The 14,172-nt window shown below is 73.2% G+C and carries 15 protein-coding genes; 5 read left to right on the forward strand and 10 right to left on the reverse strand.

What is annotated here, in order from left to right; translation table 11 throughout:
• A partial coding sequence (locus IEZ12_RS39320; RefSeq protein WP_229848256.1) for an AfsR/SARP family transcriptional regulator occupies window positions 1-1,283 on the reverse strand: 1,283 nt, incomplete at its 3' end.
• A gap of 348 nt (window positions 1,284-1,631) precedes the next feature.
• Between IEZ12_RS39320 and IEZ12_RS29215 the strand changes: the two genes are divergently transcribed.
• A complete protein-coding gene (locus IEZ12_RS29215) occupies window positions 1,632-1,847 on the forward strand; it encodes a hypothetical protein (protein WP_189276135.1) in 216 nt (71 codons plus the stop codon).
• Window positions 1,848-2,283: 436 nt separating this feature from the next.
• Here the strand turns inward: IEZ12_RS29215 and IEZ12_RS29220 are convergent, their stop codons facing one another.
• On the reverse strand, window positions 2,284-2,730 hold the full coding sequence (locus IEZ12_RS29220; RefSeq protein WP_229848258.1) for a group III truncated hemoglobin: 447 nt from the start codon (window positions 2,728-2,730) through the stop codon (window positions 2,284-2,286).
• Window positions 2,731-2,835: 105 nt separating this feature from the next.
• Here IEZ12_RS29220 and IEZ12_RS29225 point away from each other — a divergent pair, with 105 nt between their 5' ends.
• A complete protein-coding gene (locus tag IEZ12_RS29225) occupies window positions 2,836-3,825 on the forward strand; it encodes an aldo/keto reductase (protein WP_189276137.1) in 990 nt (329 codons plus the stop codon).
• Between the two features lie 60 nt (window positions 3,826-3,885).
• On the opposite strand, the gene IEZ12_RS29230 is transcribed toward IEZ12_RS29225, so the two are convergent.
• From IEZ12_RS29230 to IEZ12_RS29255, 6 genes are all read right to left on the reverse strand, one after another.
• Window positions 3,886-4,953: an LLM class flavin-dependent oxidoreductase gene (locus IEZ12_RS29230; RefSeq protein WP_189276139.1), complete on the reverse strand. Its 1,068-nt coding sequence runs from the start codon at window positions 4,951-4,953 to the stop codon at window positions 3,886-3,888.
• A 5-nt stretch (window positions 4,954-4,958) separates the two neighbouring features.
• Complete coding sequence (locus IEZ12_RS29235; protein WP_189276141.1) at window positions 4,959-5,867, reverse strand: ABC transporter substrate-binding protein; 909 nt, start codon at window positions 5,865-5,867, stop codon at window positions 4,959-4,961.
• A gap of 44 nt (window positions 5,868-5,911) precedes the next feature.
• Entirely contained in the window at window positions 5,912-6,628 is a 717-nt protein-coding gene (locus IEZ12_RS29240) for an ABC transporter ATP-binding protein (RefSeq protein WP_189276143.1), read from the reverse strand.
• Window positions 6,625-7,485 (reverse strand): ABC transporter permease, encoded by an 861-nt coding sequence (locus tag IEZ12_RS29245; RefSeq protein ID WP_189276145.1) that lies wholly within the window; start codon window positions 7,483-7,485, stop codon window positions 6,625-6,627. The genes IEZ12_RS29240 and IEZ12_RS29245 overlap by 4 nt, the downstream gene beginning before the upstream one ends.
• Window positions 7,482-8,513 (reverse strand): ABC transporter substrate-binding protein, encoded by a 1,032-nt coding sequence (locus IEZ12_RS29250; protein ID WP_189276147.1) that lies wholly within the window; start codon window positions 8,511-8,513, stop codon window positions 7,482-7,484. The genes IEZ12_RS29245 and IEZ12_RS29250 overlap by 4 nt, the downstream gene beginning before the upstream one ends.
• Before the next feature lie 92 nt (window positions 8,514-8,605).
• Window positions 8,606-9,625, reverse strand: a complete 1,020-nt coding sequence (locus IEZ12_RS29255) for an ABC transporter substrate-binding protein (RefSeq protein ID WP_189276148.1) — start codon at window positions 9,623-9,625, stop codon at window positions 8,606-8,608.
• Window positions 9,626-9,987: 362 nt separating this feature from the next.
• Between IEZ12_RS29255 and IEZ12_RS29260 the strand changes: the two genes are divergently transcribed.
• Together IEZ12_RS29260 and IEZ12_RS29265 are read left to right on the forward strand one after the other, a co-directional pair.
• Entirely contained in the window at window positions 9,988-10,761 is a 774-nt protein-coding gene (locus tag IEZ12_RS29260) for an IclR family transcriptional regulator (RefSeq protein ID WP_189276150.1), read from the forward strand.
• Window positions 10,762-10,976: 215 nt separating this feature from the next.
• Complete coding sequence (locus tag IEZ12_RS29265; RefSeq protein WP_189276151.1) at window positions 10,977-12,257, forward strand: tetratricopeptide repeat protein; 1,281 nt, start codon at window positions 10,977-10,979, stop codon at window positions 12,255-12,257.
• Here the strand turns inward: IEZ12_RS29265 and IEZ12_RS29270 are convergent.
• Entirely contained in the window at window positions 12,251-12,610 is a 360-nt protein-coding gene (locus IEZ12_RS29270) for a winged helix-turn-helix transcriptional regulator (RefSeq protein ID WP_189276153.1), read from the reverse strand. The genes IEZ12_RS29265 and IEZ12_RS29270 overlap by 7 nt on opposite strands.
• Before the next feature lie 84 nt (window positions 12,611-12,694).
• Between IEZ12_RS29270 and IEZ12_RS29275 the strand changes: the two genes are divergently transcribed.
• The gene (locus IEZ12_RS29275) at window positions 12,695-13,588 is read left to right on the forward strand and encodes an NAD(P)-dependent oxidoreductase (RefSeq protein WP_268250278.1); all 894 of its coding nucleotides are present in this window, start codon (window positions 12,695-12,697) and stop codon (window positions 13,586-13,588) included.
• 360 nt (window positions 13,589-13,948) lie between these two features.
• Here IEZ12_RS29275 and IEZ12_RS29280 read toward each other — a convergent pair.
• The coding region (locus tag IEZ12_RS29280) for an RICIN domain-containing protein (protein WP_189276154.1) at window positions 13,949-14,172 on the reverse strand (224 nt) is incomplete at its 5' end.

A 14,172-nucleotide genomic window follows, 5' to 3' on the forward strand; every position in this document is an offset into this window, starting at 1 on the left:
CCCGGCAAATCACCCCCTGCCCCGCCGCGACCAGGCCCGGCCGACCCACCGACCCCGGACCACACTGCCTGCCGGCCCGACCCGGGGAAGCCGCCCTCTCCCCCACCATCACCGGGCACGGCCACCCCGCCGACGCCAAACAACTCCGCTCGCTGGCCCAGCCCCGGCAAATCACCCCCTGCCCCGCCGCGACCAGGCCCGGCCGACCCACCGACCCCGGACCACACTGCCTGCCGGCCGGCCTCCGGGATACCGTCCCCTTCACCACCGGGCGCACCCACCCGGGTGGGCATCGCCGACGCGCCGCGTTCGCCGGACGAGACCGCCGTCTCCAGCAGGCCTCGGCCGGTGAACCCTCCTGCCGGAACTGCCGGTTGACCCCACGCACCGTCGTGCACTCCGCCGCCGCTGCGACCGGCGACGTCCGCGTCCGACCCTCCGGCTCTCTCCGGGCTGAGCCCGCCACCCGGCGCCCGCACCCACCCGCCGTCGACTTCACCGGCGTACGCCCTGCCGCTGCCCGACTCGGCGACGCCCCCCGCGCCCCCGGCAGGGCTTGTCGGTGCGAGCCGGTCCAACTGCTGCCGCAGGATCGCGGTTTCGAGGTCGGCGAGGGCCGGGCCGGGGTCGAGGCCGAGTTCGGCGGCCAGGTGGGCGCGGGCGCGGCGGACGGCGGCGAGGGCGTCGGCCTGCCGGCCGGAGTGCCAGAGGGCGAGGGCGAGCAGCCGCCAGCCCTCCTCCCGCAGCGGGTGGTCCTCGACCAGTGCCGTGGCGTCCTGCACCGCCGCGCCGAAGCGTCCTTCGGCCAGCGCCTGCGCGATCGCCGACTCCCGGGCGCCGGTGCGGAGTTCTTCCAGCCGGGCGGTCTCGGCGGCGGCCCACGGCCGGTCGGTGAACTCCCCGTACGCGGCGCCCTGCCACAGCGCGAGCGCGCGCGCCGGTTCGCCCGCCGTCGTCAGCGTCTCGAACTCGGCCGCGTCGACGTCCACTTCGCGCAGTGCGTAGCCGCGCCCGGCGCTGACCAGCAGTCGTGACTCCTGCCGGGGGCCGCGCGCGGGCTCCAACAGCCGCCGCAGGTTGGAGACGTAGGCCTGGAGCGAGACGGCCGCCTTCGCGGGCGGGTCGCCGTCCCACAGGTCGTCGATCAGCCGCTCGGCGGACACCGCCGCGCCGCGGGCGACCAACAGGCGGGCGAGCACGGCACGCTGACGCGGGCCGCCCAGCCGAACTGCGTCCCCCGCCACTTGCGCCGTGAGTGCCCCGAGCACAGTGATCCGCACCATCGTGCGCCGAGCCTATGCGATGGCTGTCCGGAACCGTCCACCACCCGCGCACCGAGCGCTCCGCCCGCACCCGGGGGCCGCCCCTCCGACCGCTCCCACCTGCGGATTCACCCTCGCCACCGCCTGCCGGGGCAGTGCCCTACCACGAGGCACTCGTGGACGACTTGTGCCACTGCATGATCCGTCCACCCCCAGACTCTTCCCTGCGGTCGAACGAGCGGTCAAAGTATGAGGCGTCGGCAGGGAGCAGCAACGAACCGGACGCCGACGAAAAGGAAATACCGGTAAAGCAATTCACCGGGAAAATTTCCGAATTCGCATCGAGATCATCCCAGAGAAGAGAATTCCGTGAACGTCACCCGCCTGTCCCGCACCGTCCTCGTCGGCCTGCTCTCCGCCGGAATCGCCGTCCTGGTCGGAATCTCCGCCGCGCCTTCCGCCTCCGCCCACACGGTCCGGGCGAACAGCGTCTCGCTGTCGGCCCCGGACGACCGCGACGAGGACGTGACCTGGGGCCAGGCCCCGGCCGGCCCCGACCCGGACGTCACCTGGGGCCAGCGCTGAACAACTGCCGACCGCAGAGCGCGAATTGACCGCCACGGCGAACTCCCCCCGCCGCCGCTCCGGAATCCCGCGGACCACACCGCGGGTGTTGCCGACAGCGCCCGGCGCGCCGACGGTCAGGAAATGACCACTGCCCGCATACCGAAACTCCCCCACCCTCTCCGGCCCGACCACAAGCCGAGGAGCGGGAGAACCGGAATCCGGGCGCACGACGAATCCCCACCCCTGCGTGCCGAATCCGCAGAAAACGGGTGGACGACGCGAACGACGCGCATCCCCCGCTCGGACGTTCCCCACCCAGCACTCAGGCGTTCCCCGCTTGAGCGCCCCCGCCCGGGCGTCGCCCACCCCGGCGTCGCCCACCCCGGCGTCTCCCGCCCGGGCCTCGCCCGCTCAGGCGTCTCCCGCCCAGGCGTCCCACCCTGGGGTCTCCCGCTCAGGCCCCGGAGGCGAGACGGACCGCCGCCAGCGGGACGAACCCTCCGCTGCCGCTGCCGCCGCCGGTGTCGCCCTCGCCGAGGCGGCGGAGCATGGCGACGGCGATCCGCTGGGCCTGCGCCTTGGCCCGTTCGGTGACGGGGCCGGCGTGCCGACCGTCCAGGGTGGCGCGCCAGAGTTGCACCCAGCGGCCGAAGTGTTCGGCGGTGAGCGGGCTGATCGCGTGCAGCGCGGCGTGCGGAGCGAGCGCGTTGCCCCGGTAGGCGGCGGTGCGCAGCAGGGCGCTCTCCCAGAAGTCGGTGATCCTCGGCAGGTGCGCTTCCAGGTCGAGGCGGGCGATCTCGGTGAAGACCGGGCCGATCAGCGGATCCGCGAACGCGGCGCCGTAGAAGCGGCGCAGAGCGGATTCCAGCTCGGCCCTGGTGGTGATGTCCGGCAGCGCCACGGCTTCCTCCTCGTACGTCTCGCGCCCGGTCAGGGTACGTCCCGGGGTTCGGGAACGGCAGGGCCGTTGGTCCCGTTCACGGCGCTCACCTGGCAGGATGCCGGTATGACCTTCCTCGCCGCGGACGACCGCTATGCCTCGATGACCTTCCGCCGCGCCGGGCGCAGCGGCGTGCAGCTGCCCGCCGTCTCGCTCGGCCTGTGGCACAACTTCGGTGACACCCAGCCGCTGGAGGTGCAGCGCGCGGTGCTGCGCCGGGCGTTCGACCGCGGGGTGACGCACTTCGACCTGGCGAACAACTACGGCCCGCCGTACGGCAGCGCGGAGCGCAACTTCGGCTACCTGTTCGCGCAGGACTTCCGCCCGTACCGGGACGAGCTGTTCATCGCGTCGAAGGCCGGCTGGGACATGTGGCCGGGCCCGTACGGGGACGGCGGCAGCCGCAAGTACCTGCTGGCGAGTCTGGACCAGTCGCTGGACCGGATGGGTCTGGACTACGTGGACGTGTTCTATTCGCACCGATGGGACCCGTCGACTCCGCTGGAGGAGACGATGGGGGCGCTGGACACGGCGGTGCGTTCGGGGCGGGCGCTGTACGCGGCGATCTCGAACTACCCGGCGGAGCAGCACCGGCAGGCGGTGGCGATCCTGCGGGACCTGGGCACGCCGTGCCTGCTGAACCAGGCCAGCTACTCGATCCTGAACCGGGAGCCGGAACAGGGCCTGCTGGACGCGGTGGGCGAGACGCAGACGGCGCTGATCGCGTACTCGCCGCTCGCGCAGGGGCTGCTGACGGACCGCTACCTGAGCGGTGACGTGCCGGCGGGTTCGCGGATGTCGGTGGGGCACTTCCTGAAGCAGGAGGCGCTGACGGAGGCGAAGTTGGCGCAGCTCCGGGCGCTGGCGAAGGTCGCGGAGGGCCGCGGCCAGAGCCTGGCGCAGCTGGCGCTGTCCTGGGTGCTGCGGGACGAGCGGGTGGTGTCGGTGATCGTCGGCGCGTCGAGCGTGCGCCAGCTGGACCAGAACCTGGACGCGCTGGCGGCCGGCCCGCTCACCGCGCAGGAGCTGGCGGAGATCGACCGCCTGACCGCCTGACGTCCACCGGGACGCGACGGGCGGGCGGCCGGTTCGCCCCGGCCGCCCGCCCGGCCGCGGTCAGTGCAGCTGCGGCAGAACGGTCTCCGCGACCCGGTACGCCTCCTCCAGCAGCGGGTTGCCCGACAGGATGAACGTGTCGACGCCCAACTCCTGGTACTCCCGGAGCCGTTCGACGACCTGTTCGGTGGAGCCGACCACAGCGGTGCCGGGTCCGGGCCGGAACAGGCTCATGCCGGGCCACAGGTTGGGGTGGGTCTCCAGTTCCCGGGCCCGGGCCGGCACCCGGCCGCCGTGCTGACGGAACTGTCGCTGCCAGCCGACGCCGTCCTCGCCCTGCCGGCTGCCGAGTTGCCGCGCGTACGTGGCCTGGCTGGTGACGTCGAGCAGGCGGTCGGCGGCGGCCCAGGCCTGTTCCTCGGTGTCGCGGACGATCAGGTGCAGCCGCAGGCCGAGCCGCAGCGTGCGGCCGTGGGCGGCGGCGCGTTCGCGGACCAGGTCGAGCTTCTGCCGGAGCAGGTGCGGGGGTTCGCCCCAGGTGAGGTACACGTCGACGTGTTCGGCGGCGACCTCGATGCCGGCCGGGGAGGATCCGCCGAACCAGAGCGGGATGTGGCCCTCGCGCAGCGGCGGCAGGTCGCGCAGCGACTCGCCGGCGTTCTTCAACCGGTAGAACTCGCCTTCGTGGTCGAAGACTTCGCCGCTGGTGAGGCGCTTGACCAGGCTCCAGTACTCGGCGGACAGCCGGTAGCGGTCGTCGTGGTCGACGTGCAGCCCGTACTCGCGCAGCTGGTTGGTGGAGCCGTTGACCACGTTGAAGCGGAGCCGGCCGGCGCCGTGCAGGTGCTCGAAGGACAGCGCCATCTTGGCGAGCAGGGTGGGCGAGACCAGCCCGGGGTGGACGGCGAGCAGCGGCTGGAAGCCGGGGCCGGTGGCGGCGGCCAGCGCGGAGCCGAGCGCCCACACGTCGTACTGGTCGGTGGCGAGCAACGCGCCGGTGTAGCCGAGGCGTTCGACGGTGGCGGCGAGGTGCTGGAGGTAGCCGAGGTCGACGGGTCGGCGGCCCTCGGGCTCCCACGGGTAGTGGCCCTCGCGGGGGATCAGGTACCACAGGACTTCGGTGGCCATGGTGCTCAGTTCCCCTTTCCGGCGCGGGAGATGGCGTCGGCGACGGGCTGCTCCAGGGCCGGCAGGTGGATGTCGGCGACAGTGACGGGCCGGTCGATGAAGCCGACCCGGTGGAAGATGTCCGCGGCTTCCTGCTGCTCGGCGACGAACTCGGCAGTGGCGGGCTCCAGTTGCCAGGGCAGCGCGGTCAGCGCGGTGTGCCAGTCGGCGGCCTCGCCGCCCTGGTCGGCGGCGGCCAGCGCGGCGGCCTCCTCGGGATGGGCGGCGGCCCAGTGGTCGGCGCGCTGCAGGGCGGCGACGATCGCGGCGACCACCTCGGGCCGCTGGACGGCGAGTTCACGGCGGGCGAAGAACACCGAGCGGTCGGTGATCACGTCCGTGGTGCGGATCAGTTCGCGGAACTCGCCGGTGCGGCGGGCGGCGGCGAGTTCCGCGCCCTGCGCGATCCAGCCGGCGATCGCGCCGCTGCGCAGCCGCTCCGCCTCGTCCCCGGCGGGGCGTTCGGCCGTGATGTCGTCCCGGTAGGAGAGCCCGTGCTGGTCCAGGGACTTGGCGAGCAGATGGGTCTGCCAGGAGCCGACGGCGAGCACCACGGTGGCGCCCTTCAGGTCGGCGACCGAGGCGATCGGCCCGTCGGCGGCGACCAGCAGCGCCCCGTGGTCGGGCCGGGGCGCGGACACCGCGGTGTACACGACGTCGTGCCCGGCGGCCTGCGCGGTGATCGGCGGGGTGGAGCCCGTCCCGCCGAAGTCGATGGTGCCGTCGGCCAGATAAGCGCCGGTCTTCGTGCCGTCGGCGTAGTGGTGGAACTCGGCGCCCTCGCCGAGCGGGGCCAACTCCTGCTGCAGGTAGTCGAGTCGGGCCAGGTGGTAGAGGGACGGGTTGGAGCGGTGCACACCGACGGTGACGGTCATGGCAGCGGTTCTCTCTTCTTCCTTGCGATCTGACGCGACGTCAGTCAGTGGGTTTCGGTTGCCTGGTGCACGCCGAGGTCGGCGAGCAGGTCGCGGCGCAGCGCCGCGAAGGCGGGGTCGGCGGGGTCGCGGGGGCGGTCGACGGCCACGGTCTCGTCCCGGACGAGTGCGCCGTCGCGCAGGACGGCGACCCGGTCGGCGAGGCGGATCGCCTCGTCCACGTCGTGGGTGACCAGCAGCACGGCGGGGCGGTGCCGGCGGCACAGGTCGCCGACCAGGTCCTGCATGCGAAGCCGGGTGAGCGCGTCCAGGGCGGCGAACGGCTCGTCCAGCAGCAGCAGTCGGGGTTCGCGGACGAGCGCCCGGGCGAGTGCGGCGCGCTGTGCCTCGCCGCCGGAGAGCGTGCTGGGCCAGGCGTCGGCGTGGTCGGCGAGGCCGACCTCGGCGAGTGCCTGCCGGCCGGTCTCGCGGGTGGTCTCGCCGCGCGGCAGGCCGACGGTGACGTTGCCGAGGACACGCTTGGACGGGATCAGCCGGGGTTCCTGGAAGACCACCGTCCGCGCGGGCGGCACCAGGACGGTGCCCTGGTCGGCGCGGTCGAGTGCGCCGAGGATCCGCAGCAGCGTGGTCTTGCCGGTGCCGGACGCGCCGAGCAGGGCGAGGAACTCGCCGCGGGCGATGTCCAGGTCGATGCCGTCCAGGACGGCGCGGGTGCCGAACACCCGCCGCAGTCCGCGGACATGAACGGCGGGGGCGCTCATCGTCCCACCACCGCCCGGCCGTTGACAGGGCGCCAGGGCATCAGCAGCCGCTCCAGGACGCGCACCGCGCCGTCGGCGGCCAGGCCCAGCAGGCCGTAGATCAGGATGCACACGGCGAGCACGTCGGTGCGCGAGAAGTTCTGCGCCTGGGCCATCAAGTAGCCGATCCCCTCGGTGGAGTTGATCTCCTCGGCGGCGATCAGCGCGATCACGCTGAGCGTCATCGACAGCCGCAGGCCGGACAGCAGCGCGGGCAGCGCGCCGGGCAGGACGACCTCGCGGACCACCGCCCAGCGCGACAGGCCGAAGCTGCGCATCGCCTCGACGAGCTTGCGGTCGGTGTTGCGCACGCCGCCGGAGGTGGAGACGTACATCGGGAAGGAGGTGGCGACGCCGATCAGCGCGACCTTCGCGGTCTCGGTGATGCCGAACCACACCATGAACAGCGGCACCAGCGCCAGGAACGGGACGGTGCGCAGCACTTGGACGGCGGAGTCGAGCAGTTCCTCGCCGAGCCGGAAGAATCCGGTGATCACACCGAGCACCAGCCCGACGCCCGCCCCGAACACCAGGCCGAGCGCGGCCCGGGTCAGCGAGGTGGACAGTGCGTCGGCCAGCTGCCCGTTGCCCCACAACTCCCCCACGGCCTGGACGACTTGGCCGGGCGAGGCGAGCACGTCGGGGGTCAGCACCCCGGTGGCGGAGGAGAGCTGCCAGGCGGCGACCAGCGCGAGCGGGCCGAGGGTGCGCAGCGCGAGCGAGACGCCGCGCGGGCGGTCGGCGGTGGTCCGGGCGCGCGGGGCGACCAGCCCTGCGGCCTGCGCCTGCTCGGTGGTGACGGCGGTGGTGACGGTCACTTCGCCGCCCCACCGAGCGCGTCGATGTCGATCAGGTACGGCTTGACGTCGACCTTCGACTTGGTGACGCCCTGGTCGGCGTAGAACCCGGCGACCACCGCGAACCGGGCGACATCCGCGTCGGTGATCGGCGAGTCCACGGCGCGCTTCCTGCCGAAGTCGACAGCGACCTGCTGCTCGCCGGGGGTGACGGCGGTCGGCCCGGCGTCGGTGAACACGTTCAGGTAGGCGGCGGGGTCGGCCTTCTCCTTGGCGCCGTTCTCGTGCAGGTAGCCGTAGAACGCCTTCAGCACCTCGGGGTGCTGCTCGGCGAAGGCCGAACGCGCGGCCCACACCGCGTAGTTGTCGCTGCCGACGGCCTTGCCGTCGACCAGGAAGTGCGCGCCGGTGTTGGCGATCGCCGGGATGGAGAACGTCCCCCAGGTCGCCCAGGCGTCCACCTGGCCGGAGTTGAACACGCCGGAGGTCTGATCGGCCCGCAGGTAGACCCGCTGCACCTGGTCGACCGGGATCCGGTTCTTCTCCAGCGCCTTCAGCAGCAGGTACTCGGAGGTGCCGCCCTGGGAGACCGCGACCTTCTTGCCGACCAGGTCCTTGACCTCCTTGATCGGCGAGCCGTTCTTCACCAGGATGCCTTCGCCGGCCTCGTCGGGGGCGATCTGCGCGAACAGCTTGAAGCCGGGCTTCTGGGCGAGCGCGGTCACCGCCGAGGTGATCGAGCCCTGGGCGACGTCCAGTTGGTCGGCGTTCAGCGCCTGCGCGGCCGGGGCGAACGGCCCGGCGCTGCCCGTCCACGCCACCTTGGCGTGGACGGCCGCCAGCGCCCGGTCCAGCGACCCGTCCTTCTTCCCCTTCGCCAGGAACCCCGAGTTCCCGGGGTCGGGCACCCGGAGCACCACCTCGCCGCCCTTGCCGTCGGCGCTGCCGGCGGCGTCCGGCCCGGACGAGCCGCAGGCGGTGAGGACCAGGGCGGCGGCGACGGCGGTGAGCGTGGCGGTGACAGGGGTGCGCGAAGTGGTGCTGCGCATGGGTCTCTCCTCTGGAATCACGGAAGGTCGGACGCGGGCGTCGGGCGCGGACGTCGGAGGCGGGTCTCAGGGACGAACGTCAGGGGCGGGCGTCAGGGACGGGCGGCGAGCAGGGCGCGGGCGGCGGCCAGCGGCGCGGGGTCTGCCCAAGCCTGGACGTCCACCCGGTCGGCAAGGAAGCCGTGGGCGTGCAGGAACCGCTCCTGCTGGGCGAGCAGGTCGAGGCGCTCGGCGGACAGGTCCAGGTGCAGGGTGCGGTGCCCGCCCCCGGCGTACGCCCCGGCGACGCCTTCCGGCCCGGCGCCGGTCTCCGCGCCGAGGATCCGCGCCACCTCGGCCGGCCGGTCGGCCGCCCAGTCGGCGGCCCGCAGCAGCACGGCGACGAACCGGGCCACCAACTCGGGGTGTTCGTCGAGCAGTTGCTGGTGGACGGTGATCGGTCGCGGGGTGCCGTTGTTGACCCGGTGGCGGCGGTCGGCGAGCGCGTCCAGCTCCACGGCGGGCACCGCGCCGTACCGGCGGGCGGCCTCGACCGCCAGCGCGCCCTTCACGTACACCGCGTCCACCCGGCCGTCCCGCAGCGCCGCCAGCTCGGCCGCCCACTGGTCGCCGTCCCGCTCCGCCGGAATGTCCGTCAACTCGACGTCCGTCAGGCCGAGTTGTGCCGATTCCAACGCGCCGCGGTGGCCGGCCAGGGCCATCGCCCGCCAGAAGTCGATGCCGATCGGGTGCCGGGGCACCGCGAGCCGGGCCCCCCGCAACTGCTCGGCGGAGCGGATGCCGCTGCCCTCCCGGACCAGGATCGTCTGGCGCTCCTCGATCCAGGTCAGGCCGATCAGCCGGGTCCGCTCGCCACGCGAACGGGCCCACAGCGCAGGCACGTTGCCGCCCTCGCGGAACAGCCCGGCCAGTGCGTGCGTGTAGTGGTGGTCGGCGGCGAGCTCCGGCGGGGCGTCCTGCAGGGAACGCACTTCGATGCCGTCGGCCGCGAACTCCGCGGCCAGCCAGCCCTGATCGGCGGCGATGCCGGTGGCGGTGGGCACCGGGCAGCGGGTGAACCACAGGGTGTCGGGGTACGAGGGCGTGCCGGGCACGGCGGGTGCGGGGCTCATGGCGGGGCTCCGGAAATCTGGGAAAACGCACAGACATCCCACACAGTGGGAACTGCACGACGGGAAGAGGGAGTTCGGGGAAGAGCTCTCAACAACAACAGCAGGGGCACTGCCGGACGGTGTTCACGGCGCGCTCCCTCCTGTCGGACCGGCCCGATGGGCCGGTGGCTGCCGATGTCGGCCGATGGGTCGAGCGTTCCACGAGGCCAGGGCCTCGATCAAGCTTTGCCAGATGATGGGATCGGTTGTTCATGTGCGGGTGAGCCGCCGCAACACCGCCGACATGCTCCGTTGGCGATCACCCCCATATCCTGGAAATCCCAGCCCAGTTGACCCGATTGAGCCACTCCCTAAGAGGTGCGATGCCCGCCAGCCCCGGAACCCTGCAGTCACCGCCGGCCGGCGCCCAGGCAGTCCACCGGGCGCTCGGCCTGCTGCACTGCTTCCACGACAACGGTCCCGACCTCAGCGCCTCCGAACTCGCCCGCCGGATGGGCCTGTCGGTCTCCACCGCGCACCGCCTCGCCCGCACCCTGGTCGTCACGGGATTCCTCGACCAGGACGAGCGCACCGCCCGCTACCGGCTCGGCCCGGCCGTCGCCGAACTCGGCCAACTCACCTTCCATCAGCGCGGACTGCACCTGGCCGGCCCCGAACTCGACCAGCTCGCCCGCCGCACCGGCGCCACCGCCGACCTCGCCATCCGTTCCGGCCCGCACGCCGTCATCCTGGTCGGCGGCTCCGTCCTGCCGTCCACCGGCCTCGGCCTGCGCCGCCCGCTGCACTCCACCGCCCTCGGCAAAGTGCTGCTCGCCTGGCCCGCCTCCACCGAGAGCCCGCCGCCCGGACCGCTCCCCGCGTACACCGACCGCACCCTCACCGACCCGGCCGACCTCGACGCCGAACTCGCCCTCACCCGCGAACGCGGCTACGCCCTCAACGACGGCGAGTCCGCCCCCGGCATCCGCACCCTCGCCGTCCCCGTCCTCGACGCCACCCGCACCGCCCGGTTCGCCCTCGCCCTCCGCTCCACCCCCGCCCACCTCACCCCCGAGTCCCTCCCCCACACCCTCGCCCAGGCACAGACCTGCGCCCAGGCGCTGACCGTGTTGCTGCTGCCCCCGGACGAGCGCTGACCGGGCACCGCCGGGCAGGCGAGAACACCCGCCGAACGGGAGTGGAAGGAGAGTCGGGCGGCTACCCCGCCGGGGCGGTGGGTCCGCTGCGCCCGGCCGAGGCCCGAGGGCCGACGACACACCCATCATGACAGGTCGACAGGCCTTTTCGTAGGACGAACCGCACAGGTCACCGGCCTTGTTCGGGTCCGTCCGGGACGCCCAGAATCCCCGTCATGAGTCCCTCGCCGAAAATCGATCACGACGACGTTCTGCGGGCCCGGGCCAAGCTGCTCGCGACTACGGGTCCCACCCGGCGCGAAGAGGTCGAGGCCTACCGGGTGCTCGCCCAGGTCAATCCGGCCACCCACCTGCCCCGCTTGGTCAACGCCCTGCTGTCGCTCAGCTACGACCACGGCCTACGGGACAGCCACCCGCTCCGACTCGCGCTGTGCGAGGAGGCGGTGGCCGCTGCGCGGGCCATCGATCCGGGTACACCCGACCGCGAGAAGCTCCTGTTCAGGGCCTTGCTCATGTGCCACCGGGAGCTCTACGCCCTCGGCCGCCGCGCCGAAGGGCTCGCTGTGCTCGCCGACATGGTCGCCATCGAACGCAGCTGGGGCGAACTCTCCGGAGTCCCCGCCGTCAGTGCGCTGCACCTGTGGGCCACCGCCCTCGCCGAGGAGGGGCGCCATGCCGAGGCCGCCGACGCCCTCGCCGAGTGGGTGGCGGCGATCCGGCCGCTGCGGCCCGACTTCGACACGCTCGCCCGGTCCCTCGCGGAGTGGGCCGCCACGCTCGCCGACGCCGGCCGCACCGACGAAGCGCTCTCTGCGTTCGAGGTGCTCGTCGACCTGGACGCGGGGGAAGCCACGGCCGACCGGGGCCCGCTGGCCTGCCACTTCTACGCACTGGTCCGGTACGCGGAACTGCTCGACGGCTGCGGTCACGCCGAACGGGCGGCCGCCGCACGGCAGTCGGCGCTGGCCGCGCTGACGGAGTTGGCCACCACCGGTGAGCGCAAGGTGCAGAGCGGCGACCAGGCGCCGTTCTGGGCGATCCTGCTGTCCTGGTCCGCCGCCGACGGCGAACGGCTGGCCTCCGACGGCCCGTGTCCGCCGTCGGGCGCGGGCCCCAGGCAGTGGTCCGCCGAGGCCAGGCAGCGCTACTTCGACCGCCTGGCCACCCTGCGGGAACAGGTGAACACCCTGGCCGAGGACCCGGACCGGCACCTGCCCGAGTTGCTCCGGCTGCACCGCATGCTCACCGTCCGTTCCGCCGTCCAGTGCGAGCACCGCACCTACGCCTTCGCCGCGCAACTGCCGGAGCTGCAACCCCTGTTCGACGAGGGCGTGGAACTGGCCCGCCGGTTGGACGCGCACGACCCGGCCGCCGGAAGCCGAACCCTGGCCGAGGTGCTGATCGACCGGTCGACCTTCCGCACCGCCGCCTGCCGCTTCGACGCCGCCCTCGGCGACTTCCGCGAGGCGCTGGGCCTGCGGGGCGAGGATCACTGATCGGCGGCGACCGTCCCCAGCCCTTCCCGGCGCACCCGCTCCGTCCCCCACAGTCCGAGCGGCCGCAGCGCCTCGTTGAGCGTGCGCCCCTGCTCGGTCAGCGAGTACTCGACGCGGGGCGGCACCTCCGCGTACACCTCGCGGTGGACCAGCCCGTCCTCCTCCAGTTCGCGCAGGTGCTGCGTCAGCATCTTCTCGCTCACCCCCGGTAGCGCGCGCCGGAGTTGGGCGAAGCGGCGCACGCCGTGGGTGTCCAGCTCCCAGAGGATCAGGCCCTTCCACTTGCCGCTCACCACGTCGAGCGCGGCGTCGATGCCGCAGATGTACGGGCCCTGCCGCGGTGCCTTGACCATCCCCGATCCCCCTTACTAAAAGGTAAGTACCGCAGAAAATAGTAGGTACTTCCGGAACAGGAGGCAGCCTCCGAGCATGGAGGGGTGAACGAACCACAGAAGCTCAGCGCCGTCACCGTGATCGGCCTCGGCCCGATGGGCCAGGCCATGACCCGGGCCCTGCTCGGCGCCGGACATCCCGTCACCGTCTGGAACCGCACCCCTGCCCGCGCCACCGACCTCGTCGCCGCCGGGGCGACGCTCGCCGCGACGCCCGCCGAGGCGGTGGAGGCTAGCGACCTGGTGCTCCTCAGCCTCACCGACTACCGGGCGATGCACGACATCCTCGACCGCTCCACCGCCTCGCTGGCCGGCCGAACCTTGGCCAACCTCAGCTCCGACACCCCCGACCGCTCGCGCGAGGCGGCGGCCTGGGCGGCCGGCCACGGCGCGGACTTCCTCACCGGCGGCGTCATGGTTCCCGCGCCGATGGTGGGCACCCCGGCGGCCCACGTCTACTACAGCGGCGACCCTCGACTGATGGAGCGTCACACTGCGGTGCTGGAACTGCTCGGCACACCGAAGTACCTCGGCACGGACCCGGGCCTCGCCCAGATGATGTACCAGGCCCAACTCGCCGTGTTCCTCACCACCTTGTCCTCCCTGATGCACGCCACCGCGATGCTGGAGACCGCCGGCATGAAGGCCGCCGAGGCCCTGCCCGAACTGCTCGCCTCCGCCGACCGGATCGGCGCCATCCTGCGCGCCGTCGAGCAGGTCCCCGGCACCGCTCTCGACGCGGGCGAACACCCCGGCCACCTCAGCACCGTCACCATGATGGGCGCGACGGCCGACCACATCGTCGAGACCAGCACCACCCTCGGCCTCGACCTCGCCCTCCCCCTCGCCGTCCAGGCCCACTACCGCCACGCCGTCGACAACGGACACGGCGGCGACAACTGGACCCGCATCATCGACGCCATCCGCGCCCCGCGCTGACCCGGGGCACCCTGCCGGGCCGGGCGCGCGTGCCCGGCCCGGGTCAGGAGTATGCCATGGCACGACGCCCCGCAGACGGAGTCCGCCGTCCGGGACAGCCGCCCAACTGGCCGGGGTCACGCTGTTCTTCGGCGGGACCGGGCTCGGCCTGCTCCAGCTCCGTCTTCACCTCGCCGCCGCCGTCCACGGCATGTGGGCCGCGCTCTCCGGGACGGTTCTGGTCGCGAGCGCGGTGGAACTGCTCCGCCGACGCCGCTCCCGCGACCGACCCGACGGCGGCCGCGCCGCACCGCACTGACCAGCGGTCGGTCATGTGGAAAGCCGACCACTCTGCCCAGACTCGCGGGCGTCCGGAACCCGTCAGCCGGTGACCGCTTCGAGGCGGAACTTCTGGTTGTCGCCGTTGTTCCACTCCCACTGGTTGACAGCCGCCCCGTTGGCCGCGCTGGGCCCCGCGATGTCGAGCGCCTTGCCGCTGTGACGGGCGATCAGCCGGTGGCGGCCGTCGCCCGCCGGCTCGATCCGCCACTTCTGGTTGTCGCCGTTGTTCCACTCCCACTGGTGGACGACCGCCCCGTTCGCCG

Source organism: Kitasatospora griseola (assembly GCF_014648555.1).
Lineage (GTDB): Bacteria > Actinomycetota > Actinomycetes > Streptomycetales > Streptomycetaceae > Kitasatospora > Kitasatospora griseola.